Source organism: Arthrobacter sp. P2b (assembly GCF_900168295.1).
Classification (GTDB): domain Bacteria; phylum Actinomycetota; class Actinomycetes; order Actinomycetales; family Micrococcaceae; genus Arthrobacter.
In genome coordinates, this window is the sequence record NZ_FVZL01000013.1 from 12887 (window position 1) to 33192 (window position 20306).

21 protein-coding genes are annotated in these 20306 nt (G+C 64.5%); 13 read left to right on the plus strand and 8 right to left on the minus strand.

The window, feature by feature from the left end:
• Positions 1-57 precede the first annotated feature (57 nt).
• Positions 58-1149, plus strand: a complete 1092-nt coding sequence (locus tag B5520_RS16615) for an SDR family oxidoreductase (RefSeq protein ID WP_079598193.1) — start codon at positions 58-60, stop codon at positions 1147-1149.
• Positions 1150-1173: 24 nt separating this feature from the next.
• Here B5520_RS16615 and B5520_RS16620 read toward each other — a convergent pair whose 3' ends face one another.
• The 7 genes from B5520_RS16620 to B5520_RS16650 form a co-directional block, all read right to left on the minus strand.
• Complete coding sequence (locus B5520_RS16620) at positions 1174-2298, minus strand: glutamate--cysteine ligase (RefSeq protein WP_079598194.1); 1125 nt, start codon at positions 2296-2298, stop codon at positions 1174-1176.
• A gap of 253 nt (positions 2299-2551) precedes the next feature.
• Positions 2552-3334: a DUF2382 domain-containing protein gene (locus B5520_RS16625; protein ID WP_079598195.1), complete on the minus strand. Its 783-nt coding sequence runs from the start codon at positions 3332-3334 to the stop codon at positions 2552-2554.
• 47 nt (positions 3335-3381) lie between these two features.
• Positions 3382-3843: a DUF4383 domain-containing protein gene (locus B5520_RS16630; protein WP_079598196.1), complete on the minus strand. Its 462-nt coding sequence runs from the start codon at positions 3841-3843 to the stop codon at positions 3382-3384.
• Positions 3780-4442, minus strand: coding sequence for a MarR family transcriptional regulator (locus B5520_RS23265; RefSeq protein ID WP_079598197.1), 663 nt, complete (start codon positions 4440-4442; stop codon positions 3780-3782). The genes B5520_RS16630 and B5520_RS23265 overlap by 64 nt, the downstream gene beginning before the upstream one ends.
• Positions 4439-5134: a DUF3618 domain-containing protein gene (locus B5520_RS16640; RefSeq protein ID WP_079598198.1), complete on the minus strand. Its 696-nt coding sequence runs from the start codon at positions 5132-5134 to the stop codon at positions 4439-4441. The genes B5520_RS23265 and B5520_RS16640 overlap by 4 nt, the downstream gene beginning before the upstream one ends.
• A complete protein-coding gene (locus tag B5520_RS16645; protein ID WP_079598257.1) occupies positions 5131-5541 on the minus strand; it encodes a phage holin family protein in 411 nt (136 codons plus the stop codon). Before B5520_RS16645 ends, B5520_RS16640 begins: the two co-directional genes overlap by 4 nt.
• Before the next feature lie 17 nt (positions 5542-5558).
• A complete protein-coding gene (locus B5520_RS16650) occupies positions 5559-6314 on the minus strand; it encodes a hypothetical protein (protein ID WP_254865613.1) in 756 nt (251 codons plus the stop codon).
• 477 nt (positions 6315-6791) lie between these two features.
• On the opposite strand from B5520_RS16650, the gene B5520_RS16655 reads away from it, so the two are divergent.
• On the plus strand, positions 6792-7589 hold the full coding sequence (locus B5520_RS16655) for a GAF domain-containing protein (protein WP_079598199.1): 798 nt from the start codon (positions 6792-6794) through the stop codon (positions 7587-7589).
• A 93-nt stretch (positions 7590-7682) separates the two neighbouring features.
• Entirely contained in the window at positions 7683-8387 is a 705-nt protein-coding gene (locus B5520_RS16660) for a GAF and ANTAR domain-containing protein (protein WP_254865606.1), read from the plus strand.
• Between the two features lie 35 nt (positions 8388-8422).
• Here the strand turns inward: B5520_RS16660 and B5520_RS16665 are convergent, their stop codons facing one another.
• Complete coding sequence (locus B5520_RS16665) at positions 8423-9472, minus strand: LacI family DNA-binding transcriptional regulator (RefSeq protein ID WP_079598201.1); 1050 nt, start codon at positions 9470-9472, stop codon at positions 8423-8425.
• A gap of 237 nt (positions 9473-9709) precedes the next feature.
• Between B5520_RS16665 and B5520_RS16670 the strand changes: the two genes are divergently transcribed.
• Genes B5520_RS16670 through B5520_RS16715 form a run of 10 tightly spaced genes read left to right on the plus strand, consistent with a single transcriptional unit; the run spans position 9710 to position 20304 of the window.
• Positions 9710-11038 carry an extracellular solute-binding protein gene (locus B5520_RS16670; RefSeq protein WP_079598202.1) on the plus strand — a complete coding sequence of 443 codons (1329 nt, stop codon included), beginning with the start codon at positions 9710-9712 and terminating at the stop codon, positions 11036-11038.
• A complete protein-coding gene (locus tag B5520_RS16675; protein WP_079598203.1) occupies positions 11035-11970 on the plus strand; it encodes a carbohydrate ABC transporter permease in 936 nt (311 codons plus the stop codon). The genes B5520_RS16670 and B5520_RS16675 overlap by 4 nt, the downstream gene beginning before the upstream one ends.
• Before the next feature lies 1 nt (position 11971).
• A complete protein-coding gene (locus B5520_RS16680) occupies positions 11972-12877 on the plus strand; it encodes a carbohydrate ABC transporter permease (RefSeq protein ID WP_079598204.1) in 906 nt (301 codons plus the stop codon).
• A gap of 29 nt (positions 12878-12906) precedes the next feature.
• Positions 12907-14100, plus strand: a complete 1194-nt coding sequence (locus tag B5520_RS16685; protein WP_079598205.1) for a Gfo/Idh/MocA family protein — start codon at positions 12907-12909, stop codon at positions 14098-14100.
• A 28-nt stretch (positions 14101-14128) separates the two neighbouring features.
• Positions 14129-15133: a sugar phosphate isomerase/epimerase family protein gene (locus B5520_RS16690; RefSeq protein ID WP_079598206.1), complete on the plus strand. Its 1005-nt coding sequence runs from the start codon at positions 14129-14131 to the stop codon at positions 15131-15133.
• A 55-nt stretch (positions 15134-15188) separates the two neighbouring features.
• Positions 15189-15887 (plus strand): ThuA domain-containing protein, encoded by a 699-nt coding sequence (locus B5520_RS16695; RefSeq protein ID WP_079598207.1) that lies wholly within the window; start codon positions 15189-15191, stop codon positions 15885-15887.
• A complete protein-coding gene (locus B5520_RS16700) occupies positions 15872-16996 on the plus strand; it encodes a Gfo/Idh/MocA family protein (protein WP_079598208.1) in 1125 nt (374 codons plus the stop codon). Before B5520_RS16695 ends, B5520_RS16700 begins: the two co-directional genes overlap by 16 nt.
• Positions 16997-16999: 3 nt before the next feature.
• Entirely contained in the window at positions 17000-18001 is a 1002-nt protein-coding gene (locus tag B5520_RS16705; RefSeq protein ID WP_079598209.1) for a sugar phosphate isomerase/epimerase family protein, read from the plus strand.
• A gap of 48 nt (positions 18002-18049) precedes the next feature.
• Positions 18050-19819, plus strand: a complete 1770-nt coding sequence (locus B5520_RS16710) for a dihydroxyacetone kinase family protein (protein ID WP_079598259.1) — start codon at positions 18050-18052, stop codon at positions 19817-19819.
• Positions 19816-20304 (plus strand): ribose-5-phosphate isomerase, encoded by a 489-nt coding sequence (locus B5520_RS16715; RefSeq protein WP_079598210.1) that lies wholly within the window; start codon positions 19816-19818, stop codon positions 20302-20304. Before B5520_RS16710 ends, B5520_RS16715 begins: the two co-directional genes overlap by 4 nt.
• Positions 20305-20306 lie beyond the last annotated feature (2 nt).

Consider the following 20306-nt stretch of genomic DNA (forward strand, 5'->3'; position numbering starts at 1 on the left):
TCTTCTCAGGGTCCGGGCTTGTCCCAAGTGGCAGGAGCAGCACATCTGAGGAGGACCATGATTACCGGTACAGAGTCAACATCAGGCGCCCGGCGTACAGCTTTGGTGGTAGGAGCCACGGGCATCGCGGGATCCGCGTTGGTGGACACCTTGACGGGCGAGGGCTGGGACGTCCTTGCCTTGTCCCGCCGGCCCGGAGCGGAGCGCGCCGGGGTTCGGTGGCTTTCGGCGGATCTGACCTCGGCCGCAGCCTTGGCCAATGTGCTTGAGCCGGAGAATCCATCGCACGTTTTTTTCACAGCATGGTCGCGCCGTGCCACCGAGGAGGAGAACATCAGGGTCAACGCCGGCATGGTGCGTGACCTGCTCGCCGCACTCCGCGGCAAAGACGTGAGCCACGTTGCCCTGATGACCGGCCTAAAGCATTATCTCGGACCCTTTGAGGCCTACGCGGCAGGAGAAATGGCCGACACACCTTTCCACGAGGAGGAGCCGCGCCTGCCGGTGGCGAACTTTTACTACGCGCAGGAGGATGAGCTCTGGGCCGCATCGGCCGAGCAGGGGTTCACCTGGTCCGTGCACCGCGCGCACACGGTCATCGGGCATGCGGTGGGCAACGCCATGAACATGGGACTTACGCTCGCCGCCCAGGCCACCCTTTGCAGGGAGAGCGGGGAGCCGTTTGTCTTTCCCGGGTCCGAAACGCAGTGGAACGGCCTGACTGACATGACCGACGCAGGTTTACTCGCAGAGCACATGCTCTGGGCATCCACGACGCCTCAAGCCGCAAACGAGGCCTTCAACATCGTCAACGGTGATGTGTTCCGCTGGCGATGGATGTGGCCGAAACTCGCAGCCTACTTCGGCCTGGAATGGGAGGGGTACCAGGGTGAGCCCCGGCCTCTCGAGCAGTCCATGGCAGGGCGCGAAGACCAGTGGAGGGAACTTGCCCGGCGCCATAACCTCAGCGAGCCGGACCTGGACCGCGTCGCCTCCTGGTGGCACACCGACGGCGACCTGGGCCGCAACATCGAGGTAGTGACGGATATGGGCAAAAGCCGGGACGCCGGGTTCACCGGCTATCGCCGAACACTGGATTCCTTCACCACACTCTTCAACCGGTACCGTGCGGAGACCCTCATCCCCTGATCGGTCGCGCTACCTGCGACCGCGTCAGAGGGTCAACCTACTGCTGTTTGTTGCCGCCCGCAGTGGGGTCACCGGAAGGCAGGTGAAGTGAACGGCATCGGTGACCACATCTCGTGTGCTTGCGCCACGCGCGTAGGAGCCCCGCTGCACCGCCGCACCGGTCCCCCGGCTCAGGACTTGGAACAGCAGGAACTCGACGGTGTTGAACTCTCCCTGTTCCTCGAGCACCGGCCGGAGGTGGTCCATCAGCGCCGTTACCACCTCAAAGGCGCCCCGGGGCTTTCCTGTTATCGGGTCTCCCAGCTCACCCTGCAGTCCGTAGCGGCTGGCCTGCCAGGACGCGAGTTGCAGTTGGGTAGCCGAAGTGGGGAATGGACTGACGCCGTCGCGCCACTGCCGTGCCGCGGTTTCCGCCAACCCGCGGACCAAGGCCGCCAGCAGGACGGTGTCGTCGGCAAACAGGCACACGTCGGCGACCCGGACCTCTACGGTCGGGTGCTTGTGGCTGAGTCGTGCGTCCAAGTACAGGTTGGCTTTGTCCAAGGGCACGCCGGAGCTGAGGATCTGCCCGATTTCACGGTGGTACGCAGCAGCGGAACCGTAAATGCCAGCCGCTCCGGTGGTGGGCCAGCGGCTCCAAGCCTGCCAGCGGTAACTCGCATAGCTTGAGTCCACCCCATTCCAATACGGTGAGTTGGCGCTGATGGCCAGCAGGACGGGCAGCCAAATCCGGATGCGGTCCAAGATGGCGACGCCTTCTTCTTCGGACTCGATCTCCACGTGCACGTGGCAGCCTCCGGTTAGCTGTTCAACAGCGGTAAGCCCGAACCTTTCCATCAGCTGGGCACATCGTTCACCCGGGGCGATGGTGGACTCGACCGGCAGCGCCGAAGTTGCCAACGCAACCGCCCGCGCTCCTGCCCGCCTGGCCGCAGAGTCGGCGCTCTTCCGCCCGGCGGTAATGTCATCGGCGATTTCGGCGAGGGTGACCCGCGGCAAGGTGCAGGTTTCAATCTGTTCCTGCTTCATTTCGCTGGTTAGGCGGGGAAAATCGCTGAGCTGTTCCAGGACTTCGCCCAGCGGCAGGGGCTTCCCGCTCTCGCCGTCGACAATCAGGAACTCCTCCTCAACACCCATCCTGCGCGTCATCGCAACCCGCCCAGGACGTGAAGATCCCCCGCGTGCACCCACTCAGCTGCTCGGACACCGCCGTTCTTCCGGATAACGTAAGCCACTGAGCTCCTCGGCGTAGGTCCGCGGGTTGCATGCTCAACCCGCCCCATTTTCACATACGAAGTGGTGCGGAGGACCCTGAAAAAGACCATGGCCCGCCCCCCAACGGAAAGCGGACCATGGCGGTCTCATCGACGGTCCCGGATGTTCTCCGGGTGGTTGCCGGCCGTTAGCGGTTGGTGCGGGCGTCGTCGTCGAGGTCGATGTTTTCCTTGTGGACCTCTTCGGTGACGGTGTGCTCGTCGGTCACCGTTTCCTTGTCCAGGCGGACGCGTTCGACGGGGACGGCTTCCTTTTCCACCACGGGGCGTTCCTCATGGAGGATGACCTCGTGTTCTTCTTCGCTGATGGCAGGGCCGTCCAGAGCGGCGCCCCTGTTGGCGTCGGTGATGGGCTCGCGTTCCAGGCGGACCTCTTCGCGCTGGACCGGGACGGTGGTGGTGACGTTCTCGGTGACTACATACTTGCGCAGCCGCACACGGCCAGCTTCTTCCTTCCGGGTGCCGACGTGCAGTTGCTCCTCAGACCGGGTCATCGCCTCGTCCGTGGTGGGTCCTGAAGTGTCGTGACCCACCGTGCCGCGGCCTACGGCTGCGGCGTCAGCAGTGTTGGCGTCACCGTGACGGCTAAAGCCGTTGGAGAGACCGTAGTAGGTGTAGAGCTCGTCTTCCTCGGCGGGTTCCAGATGCCCGTCAGGGGCGACACGGGGCGCGTCCTTGACCTTGTCCTTGGTGTGGGCGACGACGATGTCGTTGCCGTCCTGCGAAGCGGAGCCCAGCGGGGCGAAGGACTCATGGGTTCCGAAGAGCCCGGTCTTGACCGTGACCCAGGTGGGTTCTGAGGTCTGGTCATCAACGTAGATTTGCCCTATGGATCCGATTTTGGTTCCGTCGGAACCGATGACATTGCCGCCGGCGGTGGTCAGTGCAGAAAGGTTTTCAGTGTTAAGCACGATGTTCTCCTTCTAATGCTGTTGATGAATCCGGCGTGGGGCGCTGGTTAGCGGTGGGTGGAGCCGGCGGTGCGCGTGGTGTTGCGGGAGAGCAGGATGGCCAGGGCGATCATGGCGATGCCGAGGACGAAGTGCAGCCAGTTATCCGCGGTGTTGACCGGGACGAAGTTGGCGGGGGTGTCGTGGCCGATGATGAGGCCGTAAAGCCACAGGATGAGGTAGATGACCCCGCCGTAAAGCAGGTAGCTGCGGGCCTGTGTGTTGGTGCGGGACATCAGGATCCCGGCGACGCCGAAGAGCAGATGGACGATGTTGTGCAGGATCGAGACCTGGAAGATGCCCAACAGGAGTGCTTCTGAGCCGTGTCCGGCGAAGGAGAGCGCTTCGTAGTTGCTGGTGATGCCCGGGATGAAGCCGAGGACTCCGACGAGCAGGAAGACCGCGCCTACTGCCTGGGCTGCTCTTTGAAGGGTGGTTTTGGGTCCGGTAGTCCGGTTTGTTGTCGCCATCTTGTTGCTCCTGTCGTAGAGAGATTTTTGTTTTGCCGATCGCTGTTTTTGTGCCGGGCGGCGGTGTTCCGCTCAGAGTTCCGGAGGCGAAGGATGTGTTGTTCCAGCTGTCGGCGGAACAACACCTCATCAGGTGCTTCCGCTTCGGTGCCCTCACGAATGAGATTTCCGGCAGCGGAAAGGACGGCCCGGCCTTCCGGGGTGAGGTAGATGTCGGCGCTCCGGCCGTCCCTGCCTGGTTCCTTGGTCAGGAATCCGAGGCTTTGAAGCCGCCGCAGCACCTTGCCCAGGCTTTGCCGGCTCACGCAGAGCATTTCGGCAAGATCCGTCGCCGTGGTTGGTTCAAGTTGCGCCGCTGTCTCGAGTGCGTCCAGCGATCCTGTGGTCAGTCCGAGCCTGGCCAACCGTCGGTTGAGCCGGCGCTCATCAAGTCGGGCCGCAATGCTGACCAGCCTGTGAGTGGCCCATTGCTCCGGAACGGTCCCCGGCTGTGCCTTCATGTGCCGCGGCCCGCCGGCAGCGGATTGTTGCTGGTCGGGGTCCGTCGGCCTCCCCGCTGGGTCGGGGGGAGGCTTGGGGACCTGGTCCCGGCCGCTCATGTGTTCTGGACGTTATCCTTGGCATCTGCTGCGCGGTCTTTGACGTCACTCGCGGCGCTTTGGCCCTCGGCTTTGACGTTCTGCATTCCGTCAGCGGCGGTGGCTTTGACGCTTTCCATGGCTTCCTGGGCGGGTGCCTTCAAGTCCTGGACCATATCCTTGGCCGCGTCGGTAACCTGGGTGGCCAGTGGCTCCGCGGCGGTCTTCAGCTGTTCGGCCGCTTCGCGTTCCTTCTGGCTGGCCGGGATCAGGGACGAGACGAGCATCCCGGCCCCGAACGCGATCAAACCTGCTGCCAGGGGATTGCCCTGGGTTTGGGCCTTGACCCGTGACGGGGCGGCGCTGATCGCGGAACCGGCATCGGAGAATTTGCTGGCAACGGTGTCCTTTGCCCCGTGCAGGGTGTCGCCGGTGGAGTGCAGGGCGTTACCGGCATGGCCAGTCCCGGAGGAGACCTTGTCCTGAACAGTGGACACCTTGTCTCCAACAGTGGTCGTGGCGGAATCGGCGACTCCCATGACCTTGTCCTTCACCCCCGTAACTGCGTCCTTGACGCTGCCCTTCACCTTCTCGGTCTGGCGCTGGACGATGTTGGACGGTGTGACCTTGTCCGCGACCGCGTCCACGTTGGTGCCCAGGCGTGCGCGGGTCTCTTCTATTTCCTGACGAATTGCATCCGGGTTATCGCTCATCGGTTTACCTCACCTGGTTTTAGGGTTGGGGGAATTTCAGACAGTGTCTCGCCGGTCTGGGGCATGCCCTTGATCTGCTTGAGTTCCTTGCGCCCCATCGAGGCCAGGACCGCGGCGATGATGCCCCAGATCACGGCGACGATCACGGCGGCCCAGCCCAGCGGCATCAGGGCGCCCAGGGCGAACATCAGCGCCAGGGACAGGAACAACAGGACGAAGTGTCCGGCCACGCCGGCGCCGCCGAACATCCCGGCGCCCTTCCCGGCCTTGGTGGCGGACTGCTTGGCTTCAGCCTTGGCAAGCTCCACTTCCTGGCGCATCAGGGTGGACAGGTCCCGGGTCACATCACCCAGCAGCTCACCCAGCGACGCGTTATCCGCCTTCTGATGCGCCTCACTCGGCGGCATCTCCGGTATCTGGCTGCTCACAGGTGACGTCCTTCCTTTGACTCGTAGGGGTCATCCTCAAAGCGCAGGGGCGTATCTTCCGCTGTGCCTGAGGGCAGGGCCGAGGTGGATACCGGAGCTCCGCCGGCCACAATGGGCTCTTCGTAAAATTCAGGGGCGCTGCCGGAGGCAAACGCGCTCTCCTGCCGGGCCGGAGCTTCAACCGTCCGAAGGGTTTGCCCTGATGTAAGGGGTCGCTGGCCAGCGGAATCCTGGGATCCCGGGGCTCCTGCCTGCAGGCCGCGGCCGAGCCGGCCCACGAGGATCCCTGCCCCTGCTGCCAGCAGCAAGAAGGTGCCGGGACGGTTGCGCGCGAACCTCTGGACCTCGCCGAGCAGGTCGCCAGGCTCCTTGTTCTCGATCCACGAAGCCACCACTTCACTGCGATGGGCAGCCTGCCGGATCAGGTCACTGGCGATGCCCTGCTGCTCGGGTGCCTCACTCATGGTCTGCAGCTGGCTGGAAAGGGTGCGGATACCTTCCGCAGCCTTTTGCTGCTGGGTGCCTGCCTGGCCGGACAGACCCGATTTCGCCTGGGACAGGAGATCCTTGGCGTTGGATTTTGCCTCAGAGGCGACATGGGCGGCCTCTTCCTTAGCCGTCTGGGCAACACCCTGCGCGGCGCTGGTGGCATGCCCGGCGACATTGGAAGCTTCTTCCTTCGCGACCTGTTTTTTGGATCCGGGGGCGCCTTCGGACGCCGGGGTAACGGAAGGGGTAGTTCCGACGGTCATAATCTCGGTGTCCTGCGAGGACGACCCCGAAACGTTGGTCCACTGATTTTCTGTCATCATGCTCTCTTTCCGTCAGGTCAGCTGCTGTTGATGCATCAGCACTGACGTAATAGTAAGCATGATTACTATTAAATAGTAAGTAGCCTTTCTACTTGTTGGTGGGATGGCATCCGTCGTACTGGGAGTGACACTCGCCAAGGCGTCCCGCCGCCCCCGCTTTCGTGGCATGGACGTGAAGCGGTCTGACTGTTCGAACTGAAAGGACGATGGTGCCGGTCGAAACCGACAAGCTGCAACGTCCCCTCGTCCGACACGGCGCGCGCCATCGTGACCGCCGAAGGCATACTGGCCCTCACCCAAGACGTCACCGAGCGGCGCTCTGCTTCCTTAAGGTAATAAGTACACTTATCACTATGGCTTCTTGCACTACGAAACGCTGGGGTAGCCAGAAGCAATGCCAGATTGGAGGTGGAAGGGATGGATGAAGCGGCGAAGCGGCGGCTGGAACTTGCAGCACTGGTCGTCGACGGTTTGCAACCGCAGGTTCTTTGGCCCTCCTATTTCGGCCAAGCCCCGTGTTCTGAGTTCGAGCTGCGCGCCTACCTTCATGGCGTCCTTGCCCTTCCCGACTTTGAACACGGCCACGGCACTGACCCGAAGGGGAAGGAGGTCACGGCAAGGCGGCCTCCCCCACAGTCCATTCCGCGCGGATCCGGTCAACCGGATGGCGTGGTGAAAAGGTCTGATGAAGATCTCTTGGCTGCGTTGGGAGCGGCGGGCAGGTTCCTTCTTACCCCTGAACGGGCAGAGGAGGAACGGTTGGCATCGTTGCGGGAAACTGACCTCCTCCACACAGGTGCGGAGGAAACTTTTGATCGGGTAGTAAATGCTGCCCGAGAGTACTTCGGCGTAGGTGCTGCCTCACTGTCACTGATCGCGAAGGACGCCCAGTTCTTCAAGTCCGCTGTCGGCCCTCTCCGGGAGGAGACCCCACGTCAAATCGCACTGTGCACAGAGACAGTTAAGCGGGACTCAATGCTGGTCATAAACGACACGCTGACTGATGAGCAATTCGCTTCGAATCCACTCGTCGTCGGGGACCCTTACATCCGTTTCTATGCCGGCTATCCCCTGCACGGTCCGCGTGGGTGGAACATTGGGACTTTGTGCGTCATCGACCAGAAACCCAGGACGTTCACTGCATCTGACGAGCTGGTACTTCGGTCCCTCGCAGCCATCGCCCAGAACGACATTGACGCACGGACGTTGCGGTGACGATGTCGTACCCGGGACGGCGCCGGGGATTGTCCATGACACAGCTCCCGTTTACGTTAAGGCATGCCCATGACCCCTGAACAACGGCCGCCCATGATGGAGCTTCAGAACCTCCTGATCAGTGCTGAAAGCGTTGAGGACTTTTTCTGTGGCCTGTCGGGTGTCGCCGCCGCCACGTTGAGTGGACGTACCCGGAGCACCATTGACTGCGGCATCACATTCCAGGAGGGAAGCCGCCGCGTTACCGTCGCCGGCAGCAGCCCGCGTGCTGTCCGTCTGGACCAAATTGAGCAGCGCCTGGGCCAAGGACCCTGCGTAGAAGCCCTGCGAACCCTTGCCCCGGTGCTCCTGGAAGATGTCGCGAGTGACCCTCGCTGGCCGTCCTACCAGCAGGAACTCGCTTCCCAGAACTGCCGAAGCGTTCTCGGCATGCCCCTGCACATCGGCAGAGACTCCACTGCCGCACTCAATTTCTTTGCCTCCGGCCGGGTCTTCGATGACCAGACGATCAAAGAAACCGCTGCCTTCGCAGGCGCAGCCTCACAAGCTATCCGCCTCGTGCTGAAAATCAAGGACGCCCAAAACACCGTAAGCGAGCTAAGGTCAGCCCTGGAAAGCCAGACACCCGTGAGCATCGCTTGCGGGATACTCATGGCGCAGAATCGTTGCAGCCAGGACGAGGCCATGACCATCCTGACAAACGCGTCGAAGGCCAGCGATAAAACGCGGCAGGACCTCGCAAAAGAAATCGTCACCCACCTCTCCGGAGAAACCCCCGCTACCTTCTTCCAAAGTTGAAGCCCCTCAGCGAAAGAAGCAGCATCGGCGGAAACTCATCCCTTTGCAGTGCCCGCGGGAGGGGCGGTGGAGTCCCGGACAATCAGGTGCGTGGCAAGTTCGACGCGGTGGGAGTCCAGGACTTCCCCGCGCGCCTGGCGCAGCAGTGACCGAAGTGCCGCGCGGCCCATCTCCTCCAACGGCTGGGCCACGGAGCTGAGTGACGGAACCGATTCCTCACCCTGCCTTGTCCCGTCGAAACCGATGAGGCTGATGTCCTCGGGAACCCTGACCCCTCGTCGGCCCGCTTCGCTGAGGACACCCAGTGCGATGGCGTCGCTTCCGGCGAAGATGGCCGTGGGCCGCTGGTCCAGCTGGAGCAGTGCCTGGAGTCCGGCAACGCCACTCTCGCGGCGGAACCTGCCACCGGGCACGATGTACTGGGGATCCACCGTGACGCCACGGGCCATCAGGGCGGCCATATAGCCGTGCAGCCGGGCCTGGTTGCATTCGGCCTTTTCTATCCCGCCGATGTACGCGATCCGCCGGTGCCCCAGGTCAAGCAGATGTTCCGTCGCGGCCTTGCCGCCGGCCCAGTTGGTTGCCCCGACGCTCACCACATCCGCTGAGGGCGGGTTGAGCGGGTCAATGACAACAACGGGAATCTTGCGTCGGCGGAACGCCTGCAGTTGCGCCTCGCTGAAAGCGGACGTCACCACGATCATTCCCGCCCGGCCTTCATCCAGCATGCGCTGCGCGCGGCGCTCAGGGGTGCGCAGGTTCGAGGGTGACGGGCCGGTGACGCTGACCATGATCTCGACGTCGGCAGCGGCGGCAAACTGCAGGATTCCGTTGAGGACCTCGATCATGTAGGCGGAGTCCAGGACGTCGATGACCACCTCGACAACAATGCTGGCCTCCCCGGCCGCGCGGCGCTGCACCGGGGACTGGTACCCTGCCTGCTCGAGAGCCGCCAGGACGCGGGCACGGGTCTCCGGCGCTACGTCGTCGCGGCCGTTCACCACCTTCGAAACGGTTGGCGCCGAGACGCCGGCCTGCAGCGCGACCATGGCAAGCGTCGGCTTGGCCTGCTCTGGAATCTTCATCGATCTCACGGTTCGCAACCTTTCGAAATTTTCGTGAGCTTCATTCTGCAGAAGCAGCAACGGAACGGTCAAGGGAAGCCGTGTCCTTGTGCCAAAAATTTCGGCCCCGACCTCTTGACCTCCACCAGACAGCCACTTTAGTTTAGAGCGTGACCTAAATCACCCTTTCGAAATGTTTCGAACTGGTCAGGCAGAGACCCGCACCTTGCAAAGAAGCAAACCCCAGATGGAGAAGCAATGAAGCAGCCCCAGACGTCCCGCCGCTCTTTCCTCGCCCTTGCCGCCCTCACTCCCTTCGCTGTCGCAGCGACCACTGCCTGCGGCACTTCCGGACCGGGCGCCTCCAGCGCCGGCGGGGGCGCCAGCATGTGGTACCTCTCCGGCGAGCCGAACCAAACCACCATGCAGAAGGCCGTGGACGCCTTCAATTCGGCGAACCCCGACAACAAGATCGAAGTAACCTACTTCCAGAACGACGCCTACAAGACCAAGATCAAGACCGCCATCGGCGCCGGCCAGGCCCCCACCATCATCTACGGCTGGGGTGGCGGCACCCTGAAGACGTACGCCGAGGCCAACCAGGTGGACGACCTGACCGGCTGGTTTGACGAGAACAAGGACCTGAAAGAGAAGTTCTTCCCCGCGTCCTTCGGTGCAGCCACCGTCAACGGCAAGATCTACGCGCTTCCCAACCAGTACGTGGCCCCGATCGTCCTGTTCTACAACAAGGAACTGTTCGAAAAGGCCGGCGTGCAGCCGCCAAAGACCTGGGATGACATCATGTCGCTGGTCAAGACCTTCAACGGCATGGGTGTGGCACCCTTCTCACTGGGCGGACAGTCGCGCTGGACCTCCATGATGTGGCTGGAATACCTGCTGGACCGCATCGGCGGCCCCGGCGTCTTCACCGCGATCTTCGAAGGCAAGCCCAACGCCTGGCTGGACCCCGCGGTAATCGAAACGGGCACCAAAATCCAGGAACTCGTGACTGCGGAAGGCTTCATCAAGGGCTTCTCATCGATCACTGCAGACTCCAACGCGGACCAGGCACTGCTGTTTACGGGCAAGGCAGCCATGATGCTGCATGGGTCGTGGACCTACGGCGCCATGAAGAAGGGCGGCCAGAATTTCGTCCAGGACGGAAAGCTGGGCTTCGTCCAGTTCCCCACCGTTGCCGGCGGCAAGGGCGACCCCAAGAACGGCGTCGGGAACCCTGCCCAGTACATGTCGATCTCCTCGAAGGCGACAGAGGAGGAAAAGGAGTCGGCGAAGAAGTTCTTCAAGGACGGCATCCTGACCGAGACGGTCATCGACACCTACATCAACTCCGGATCCGTTCCCATCGTCAACGGCATCGAGGACAAGCTCAACACCTCTCCGGACAAGGACTTCCTGAACTTCGTGTACGACATGGCCAAGAACGCTCCCAGCTTCCAGCAGTCCTGGGACCAGGCCCTGAGCCCCACCGCCGCCGAGGCCCTGCTGAACAACATCGACCAGCTGTTCCTGAAGTCGATCACGCCGCAGCAGTTCGCCGAGAACATGAATGCCACCCTCGGAAAATGAGTAACGCCGTCTCCACCGCTCCCACCACTGCCGCGGCCAGGACCGAGTCGGAGCAGACCGGGAAGCGCCGCGCCGCCCTCGCGTGGCTGACGCTGCCTGCGTTGTTCTTCTTCCTGGTCTTCGCCGTCGTGCCGCTGGCCGGCGTCTTCATTCTGAGCTTCACCAGCTGGGACGGCATCGGCGCCATCGGGGCGGCGGGCCTGGGCAACTGGTTCTCGGTACTTGCCGACCCCGGGCTGTACAACGCCCTGGGGCTGACCTTCCTGATCATGGCCGCCTCCTGGCTCGTCCAGACCCCGATCAGCCTCCTCCTGGGTGTCTTCACTGCAGGAAGCCAGCGCTACCGGGCCGCCCTGGCAGTGCTGTACTTCCTGCCCCTGCTGCTCTCGTCGGCTGCAGTGGCCATCGCCTTCAAGGCCCTGCTGGATCCGAACTTCGGCCTGGCAACCGGCCTGGGACTGCCCTTCCTTGCCCAGGACTGGCTGGGTGTCCCGCATCTGGCCCTGGGCCTGGCCATCTTTGTGATCGCCTGGCAGTTCGTGCCGTTCCATACGCTCATCTACCAGGGCGGCGTGCGGCAGATCCCCAAATCACTCTACGAAGCGGCCGAGATCGACGGGGCCGGAACCATCAAGCAGTTCTTCCACATCACGCTCCCCCAGCTGAAGTACACCATCATCACCTCGTCCACCCTGATGGTGGTGGGGTCGCTGACGTACTTCGACCTGATCTTCGTCCTCACCGGCGGCGGCCCCGGTAACTCCACCCGGATCCTGGCGCTGGACATGTACCTGCGGGGCTTCCGGGCCAACCTGATGGGCCCGGCAAGCGTCATCGCCGTCATTCTCGTCCTCATCGGCCTTGCACTTGCCTTGTTCCTCCAACGCCTCGGAGGCAAGGACAAGCAGGGCAGCCAATTGGAAGGCCTGTAGCGTGAGTACCGTCCTGAGTAACAGCACGGAGGAGGCCCGGGTCGGCTCCCCCGCCAATATCGCCGCCGCGAAGCGGGGGGTCGGTTCCCGGCTGAGGCAGTTCAACGTCCCGGCCGGCCTCGGCGGCTGGATCTGGCTCGCCATCATCATCATCCCGGTGTACTACGTGGTCATCACCAGCCTGAAGACGCAGGAAGGCTACTTCGGGCAGAATCCGCTGGCACTTCCCACATCACCGACTTTGGAAAACTACCAGCTGGTCCTGGAAGCCGACTTCGCCACGTACTTCATGAACAGCTCCATCGTTACGATCGGTTCGGTGGTTCCGGCGGTGCTGGTTTCATTTATGGCCTCGTTCGCCATCGTCAGGGGCAGCGGCAGGTTCCTCAAACTGGTCAACGGCTTGTTCCTTATGGGACTGGCCATCCCGCTCCAGGCCACGATCATCCCGATCTACCTGATGATCATCCGCCTCAACCTGTACGACAGCCTGCTGGCGCTGATGCTGCCGTCCGTAGCCTTTGCCATCCCGCTGACGGTGCTGATCCTGTCCAACTTCATCCGCGACGTGCCGAACGAGTTGTTCGAGTCAATGCGCCTGGACGGCTGCAGCGAGTGGCAGATCATGTGGCGGCTGGCCCTCCCGCTGACCCGTCCCGCCATCGTGACCGTCGCAATCTACAACGGCCTGCACGTTTGGAACGGATTCCTGCTTCCGCTGGTCCTGACCCAGAGCCCGGTGCTGCGCGTCCTGCCCCTCGGGCTGTGGACGTTCCAGGGCGAGTACAGCGTCAACATTCCGGCTGTTCTGGCTTCGGTGGTGCTCAGCACGCTGCCCATCCTCGTGCTCTACGTCGTGGGCCGCCGCCAGCTGCTCAGCGGCCTCACCGCCGGCTTCAGCAAGTAGGACCACGATTCTCACGAAAGGAAATGCACATGACCACCGCAAAACCCCTGCGGGTCGGCATGGTGGGCTACGCCTTTATGGGTGCAGCGCACTCCCACGCCTGGCGAACGGCCCCACGGTTCTTCGACCTGCCGCTGCAGCCGGAGCTCACCGCGGTTGCCGGCCGGAACGCCGAGGGCGTCCGCGCCGCCGCGGACAAGCTGGGCTGGGAATCCGTCGAAACGGATTGGCGCCGCCTGATCGAGCGGGACGACATCGACCTCATCGACATCTGCACGCCCGGCAACACCCACGCCGAAATTGCCATCGCCGCCCTTGAAGCCGGCAAGCATGTGCTGTGTGAAAAGCCGCTGACGAACTCAGTGGAGGAGGCCGAGCGGATGACCCTTGCGGCGGAGACCGCCGCCAAGCAGGGCATCATGTCAATGTGCGGCTTCAGCTACCGCCGTACGCCCGCCCTGGCCCTGGCCAAGCGGTTCGTGGAACAAGGCCGGCTGGGCGACATCCGGCACGTCCGGGCACAGTATCTGCAGGACTGGCTCTCCGATGCCAACGCCCCCATGACGTGGCGGCTGGACAAGAGCAAGTCCGGGTCCGGCTCCCTGGGCGACATTGGGGCACACAGCATCGATGCGGCCCAGTGGGTCACTGGCCACACCATCAGCGGTGTGTCCGCCCTGCTCGAAACGTTTGTCACCGAGCGGCCGCTGGCCGGTGACCTGGTGGGCCTCGGCGGCCACGGGGACGCCGGCAGCGATGCGCCCCGGGGAGCGGTCACCGTGGATGACGCAGCGATTTTCAGCGCAAGGTTCGACGGCGGCGCTGGCGCCACGGGCACGATCGGCGTCTTCGAAGCCACGCGTTACGCGCTGGGCCGGAAGAACGCCATGCGCCTGGAAGTCAACGGCACCAAAGGTTCCCTGGCCTTCGACTTCGAGGACATGAACGTCCTGTCCTTCTACGACGCGGCCGAATCCCCGGACGCCGGCTTCCGCAAGATCTTCGTCACGGAGCCCGAGCACCCGTACGTCGGCAACTGGTGGCCCACAGGCCACGGCCTGGGCTACGAACACGGCTTCACCCACCAGGTAGTGGACCTGGTGACGGCGATCGGCGAGCGCCGCCAGCCCGAACCATCGTTTGCCGACGCCCTGCAGGTCCAGCGGGTGCTCGCGGCCGTGGAAGCCAGCGCCGCCAACTCCAGCCAATGGCAAAAGGTCTAGGCATATGACGACAGGACAAGGAACGGCCATGACACGACCCATCACTCTTTTTACCGGCCAGTGGGCCGACCTGCCCTTTGAGGAGGTGGCCCGGCTCGCCGGCGAGTGGGGCTTCGACGGGCTCGAGATCGCCTGCTGGGGCGACCATCTGGACCCGCGCCGTGCCGCCGAGGACGACAACTACCTCCAGGGCCGGCTGGACATCCTGGAGAAGAACCACCTGAAAGTCTTCGCCATCGCCAACCACCTCACCGGCCAGGCCGTGTGCGACGACCCCATCGACGAACGCCACCAGGGCATCCTGTCCGCTGGGATCTGGGGCGACGGCGATCCTGAAGGAGTGCGCCGCCGCGCCGCCGAGTCGATGAAGGACACAGCCCGCGCAGCCGCGCGCCTCGGCGTCAGGACCGTTACAGGTTTTACCGGTTCCTCCATCTGGAAGGCCGTCGCCATGTTCCCGCCCGCCTCCGAGGCAATGATCGACGCCGGCTACCAGGACTTCGCCGACCGCTGGAACCCCATCCTGGACGTCTTCGAGGAGGAGGGTGTCCGCTTCGCACTGGAGGTCCACCCCTCCGAAATCGCCTACGACTACTGGACCGCCAAGCGCACCCTGGAAGCCATCGGGCACCGCAAGAGCTTCGGACTGAACTTCGATCCGTCCCACTTCATCTGGCAGGACCTGGACCCGGTGATGTTCCTGCAGGACTTCGCCGAACACATCCTGCACGTCCATGTGAAGGAATCGGTCCGGCAGCTTGATGGCCGCAACGGCCGCCTGGGCTCCCACCTGGCATGGGCGGACCCGCGGCGCGGCTGGGACTTTGTCACGGCCGGCCACGGCGACGTCCAGTGGAACCGGATCTTCAGGACCTTGAACGCCATCGGCTACGACGGCCCCACCAGCATCGAATGGGAGGACGCCGGAATGGACAGGCTCATCGGTGCACCGCAGGCGCTGGCCATGGTCCAGGAACTCGCCCGGATTGCCCCGCCCGCAGCGGCCTTCGACGCCGCGTTCGCCAGCCGCTGACCCGAACCTCCTGCCGGCCCTCAACGTGCCGGTGGATAAACAAAGGAACTCCTCAATGACAGATCGCAAGAATGCCCTGGTGGTCCGCGGCGGCTGGGACGGCCATCAGCCCTACGAGGCCACCGAGCTCTTCATTCCCTACCTCGAGGACAACGGCTACGACGTCCGCGTGGAGGAATCGCCCAAGGTCTACGCCGATGCAGGCTACATGGCAGGCGTGGACCTGATCATGCAGTGCATGACCATGAGCACCATCGAAAAGGACGAGTTCGCCGGGCTGCGGACCGCCGTGGAAAACGGCACCGGCCTGGCCGGCTGGCACGGCGGGATCGCCGATTCCTACCGGAACACCTCGGACTACCTGCACCTGATCGGGGGCCAGTTCGCCTGCCATCCGGGCAAGCATCCGGACGAGTGCGTTGGGGAGCAGTCCGACAACTATGTGCCCTACACGGTGAACATGCTGCCGGCGGCCGCGGAACACCCCATCACCAAGGGCATCCCGGACTTCGACCTGGTCACCGAGCAGTACTGGGTTCTCTCGGATGACTACATCGACGTCCTGGCCACCACTACCCAGAAGGTCCGGGAGTGGGACCCGTGGAACCGCGAAGTCACCTCACCGGCCATCTGGACGCGCCAGTGGGGCAAGGGCCGCATCTTCGTCGCAACTCCCGGCCACCGTGTCGAAATCCTCCAGGACCAGAACGTCCGCACCATCATCGAAAGGGGCCTGCTGTGGGCAAGCCGTTGAAAGTAGGAATCATTGGCTGCGGAGCCATCATCGCGCAGTATCTGGCCAGTTTCCGGAAACTCGGGGACATCCAGCTGGTGGCGGTGGCGGACCTCGACCCCGCACGCGCCCAGGCCGTCGCGGAGCAGTACGAGGGCGTCCGGGCCGTTTCCGTTGAATCGCTCCTCGCGGCGGACGACGTCGAACTCGTCCTGAACCTGACCATCCCGGCGGCGCACGCCGAGGTGGCACTGAAGGCCATCGCCGCAGGCAAAAGCGTGTACGGCGAGAAACCCCTCGCCGCCACAACCGGCCAGGCGCGCAAGGTGCTGGACGCAGCGCGCGAGGCGGGCGTCGTCGTCGGCTGCGCTCCTGACACGGTTCTTGGCACCGGCATCCAGACCGCCCGCAAGGCGATCGATGACGGACTGATCGGCGCCCCCATCTCCGCGAGCGCCACCATGGTGACCCCCGGCCACGAACGCTGGCACCCCAATCCGGACTTCTACTACCAGCCCGGCGGCGGACCCCTCCTGGACATGGGCCCCTATTACGTGACCGCCCTGGTCACCCTGCTGGGCCCCGTCGTCTCAGTCATCGGCGCCGCAAGCCACACCCGCGATGAGCGGACCATCGGCTCCGGGCCGCGCCAGGGCGAAAAGGTCCCCGTTAATATCGATTCCCACGTGACCGGCGTACTGGTCCACGCCTCCGGCGCGCTCTCCACCCTTGTGATGAGCTTCGATGCCGTGAAGTCCAAGTCGCCGAACATCGAGATCCACGGCGAGCGCGGATCCCTGGTGGTGCCGGACCCGAACCACTTTGACGGCGACGTCCAGCTGTTCGCCCTCGGCGCTGACGCCTGGGAAACCCTTCCCGTCTCCGCCGGATACGTTGACGCCGGACGCGGTTTCGGCATCGCCGACCTGGCCTCCACGCCGCAGGGCACCGAGCCCCGGGCCGGCGGAACCCTTGCCTACCACGTCCTGGAAGTGATGGAGTCGGTCCTCGAATCAGCCCACACCGGCTCGACAGTGCCCATCACCAGCACGGTTGGACGGCCGGAGAGCGTGGAACTGACTGTCCTGGCCGACGATGTGGATGCCCTCCAGCCCCAGGAAGCTTCCTAGGGCATGGCCTATACAGCCGACACCTGGCCCATCGCCGCGGCCATGCTGCCGTTCCCGGGCACGAACGCCCAGGGAATGCACATCAACGACGCCGATCCCTCGGCCTGGGCGGAAGTGTTCACCGAGGTCAAGGACGCCGGGTTCGCCAACGCAGACCTCACGGACAGCTGGGTCCGTCCCGGTGACCTCAGCCAGGACCGCCTCGCGGAGTTCAGGCAGGCGGCGGAGAACGCCGGCCTCGGCATCCCGGCCATCTCCGCCATCCGCCGCAGCGTCATTGACGAAGCCAACTGGGAAGCCAACCTGGCGTACAGCCACCGCACCATTGACGCGGCGGCCGAGCTGGGCTGCGAGGTTGTCTCCGTCGGATTCCACCAGGCCATCAGGCCGGAGCAGCAGAAACAGCTGTGGTTCTGGACGGTGGACGGCCACAAAGACCCGGTGGGAGACGAGGAAACCTGGGCCAACGCCGTGGTCCGCCTCCGGGAACTGGGCCGGCATGCGGCCGAGGTGAGAGTCCTGCTCTCGCTTGAAATGTACGAGGATACGTACCTGGGAACCGCGGATTCAGCGGTGCGCCTTGTCCAGGACATTGGCCTCCCGAACGTGGGCCTGAACCCGGATCTCGGCAACCTGATTCGCCTTCACCGGCCGGTGGAGGACTGGCGGGAGCTGGTGGCCAAGACCCTTCCCTACTCCAACTATTGGCACATGAAGAACTACTTCCGCGACGAGGACGTGGCGCGGGACATGTACGTCACCATGCCCGCTCCCATGGAGAGCGGCCTGATCAATTACCGCGAGGCCTTCAAGCTGGCCTTGTCCGTCGGGTTCCAGGGCATCCTCTGTGCCGAGCATTACGGCGGGGATGGCCTGAGCGTGGCGGCCAGCAACCAGGACTACCTGCGGCGCCATGTCCTCCCCAAGAAGGACGGCTATGTGCTCGGCAACAGCCAGGTGGCCCAGGGCCGGCAACAGCCGGCGGCGGAACCCGCCCGCGTGTAACCGGTGCAGGCCTTCACGGCTTCATACCAAGGATTCAACGAGGAAACCATGACCCTGATCTTCGACAACCCTGCCGAATTTGAGCAGGAGGCGCTGGACGGTTTTGTCGCAGCCAACCGCGGCTACGTGGCCCGCGTGGACGGCGGCGTGGTCCGTTCCACGGACGTTGCTGCCGGCCAGGTGGCCGTGGTGGTGGGCGGCGGTTCCGGCCACTATCCCGCCTTCGCCGGGCTGGTGGGGCCCGGCCTGGCAGCAGGAGCGGTGTGCGGCAACATCTTCACGTCGCCCTCTGCCGGGCAGGCCTACCGCGTAGCCAAGGCGGCGAACGCCGGTGGCGGAGTGCTGTTCAGCTACGGCAATTACGCCGGTGACGTGATCCATTTCGGCGAGGCGCAGCAGCGGCTGAACGCCGAGGGCATCGAGACCCGCACGGTGCTGGTCACGGACGACATAGCCAGCGCTCCCCTGGACCAGCTCGACAAGCGCCGCGGCATTGCCGGTGACCTGACGGTCTTCAAAATCGCGGGCGCGGCGGCCGAAGCGGGACTGCACCTCGACGCCGTCGAACGGCTTGCTGTCCGCGCCAACTACCGCACCCGCTCCCTGGGCGTGGCCTTCGACGGCTGTACGCTGCCGGGCGCTGCGGAACCGCTGTTCCACGTGCCGGCCGGCAAGATGGCTCTGGGCCTGGGCATCCACGGCGAACCGGGGATCTCCGAACAGCCCCTGCCCACGGCCTCCGAGCTGGCCGAACTGCTCGTCTCCCGGCTGCTTGCCGACAAACCCGATGACGCCGGGAACCGTGTGGTGGCCATCCTCAACGGTCTGGGCCGGGTGAAGTACGAGGAATTGTTCGTGCTGTTCGGCAAGATCGAGAAGCTCCTCACCGCCGCCGGCCTTACCGTCGTGGAGCCCGAATGCGGTGAACTGGTCACCAGCCTGGACATGTCCGGCCTGTCCCTGACCCTGCTGTGGCTTGACGAGGAACTGGAGCACTATTGGGCCGCCCCCGCTGACACCCCGGGGTTCCGCAAGGGCAGCATGGCACCGCGGGCACGGCGAGTGATGGCCGCACCGGAAGAGGCCGTGGCCGCTGAGATGGAAGGCACGACGGCGGCAGCGGCTGGGCTGGGCCGGCTGGCAGCCGCCGTGCTGGCGCAGGCGCGGGACGCCGTCGTCGAACATGTTGAGGAACTGGGCAGGCTGGACGCCATTGCCGGCGACGGCGACCATGGGATCGGCATGCGGCGGGGCGCGGTAGCGGCGGCAACTGCCGCGCGGGACGCCGCGGCAGCCGGAGCTTCCGTGCAGCGGGTCCTCTCGGCTGCGGGGGAAGCCTGGAGCGAACGCGCGGGTGGAACGTCCGGGGCGCTGTGGGGATCCGCGGTGGCGGCTGCCGGAAGGACTCTCGGCACCAAGGACTCGTACCGCAGCGAAGACGCGGCGGCCGCCGTGGCAGCATTCGTGGACGCCGTCACCACCCTGGGCAAAGCGGGACCGGGCGATAAGACCATGGTGGACGCGCTGCTTCCCTTCCGGGACGCCTTCCGGGCCGCGCTCGGCGATGGGGCACCAGTGACCGGGGCGCTGGCCTCCGCGGTAACCGCCGCACGGCAGGCAGCCGACGCCACCGCATCCCTGCGCCCGCTGAAGGGGAGGGCCCGGCCGCTGGCCGAGAAAAGCCTGGGGCACCCGGACCCCGGCGCGGTTTCCTTTGCCCTGATCGCGACGCGGGTTTCTGATTACCTCGATTTTTCGCAGCCCCTGTCCGATTCCCGGATGGCCGCTTCGGTGGCCGGAAATGGAGCCCGGGCGTGAGTGCGGAGGGCGCTGCAGGCTGGCGCATCGTAATTGGCAACGACGAGGCCGGCGTCGAATACAAGGAGGCGCTGAAGGCGCTGCTTTCAGCGGACAGCCGTGTTGCGTCCGTCGTGGATGTGGGGGTCGGCGCCGGTGACACGACCGCCTACCCGCATGTCGCCGTCGACGCCGCGCGCAAAGTGGCGCAGGGCGAGGCGGACCGTGCACTGCTGATTTGCGGTACCGGACTGGGCGTGGCCATCGCGGCGAACAAGGTGCCGGGGATCCGCGCCGTTACCGCCCACGACGGCTACTCCGTCGAACGGTCGGTGCTGAGCAACAACGCGCAGGTCCTCACCATGGGCCAGCGCGTTATCGGCCTGGAACTGGCCAAGAAGCTGGTGGGCGAATGGCTCGACTACCGCTTCGACGAAAAGTCAGCCTCCGCCGCGAAGGTGGAGGCCATCTGCTCCTACGAGCCCGAATCCACGAAGGCAGTCTGATC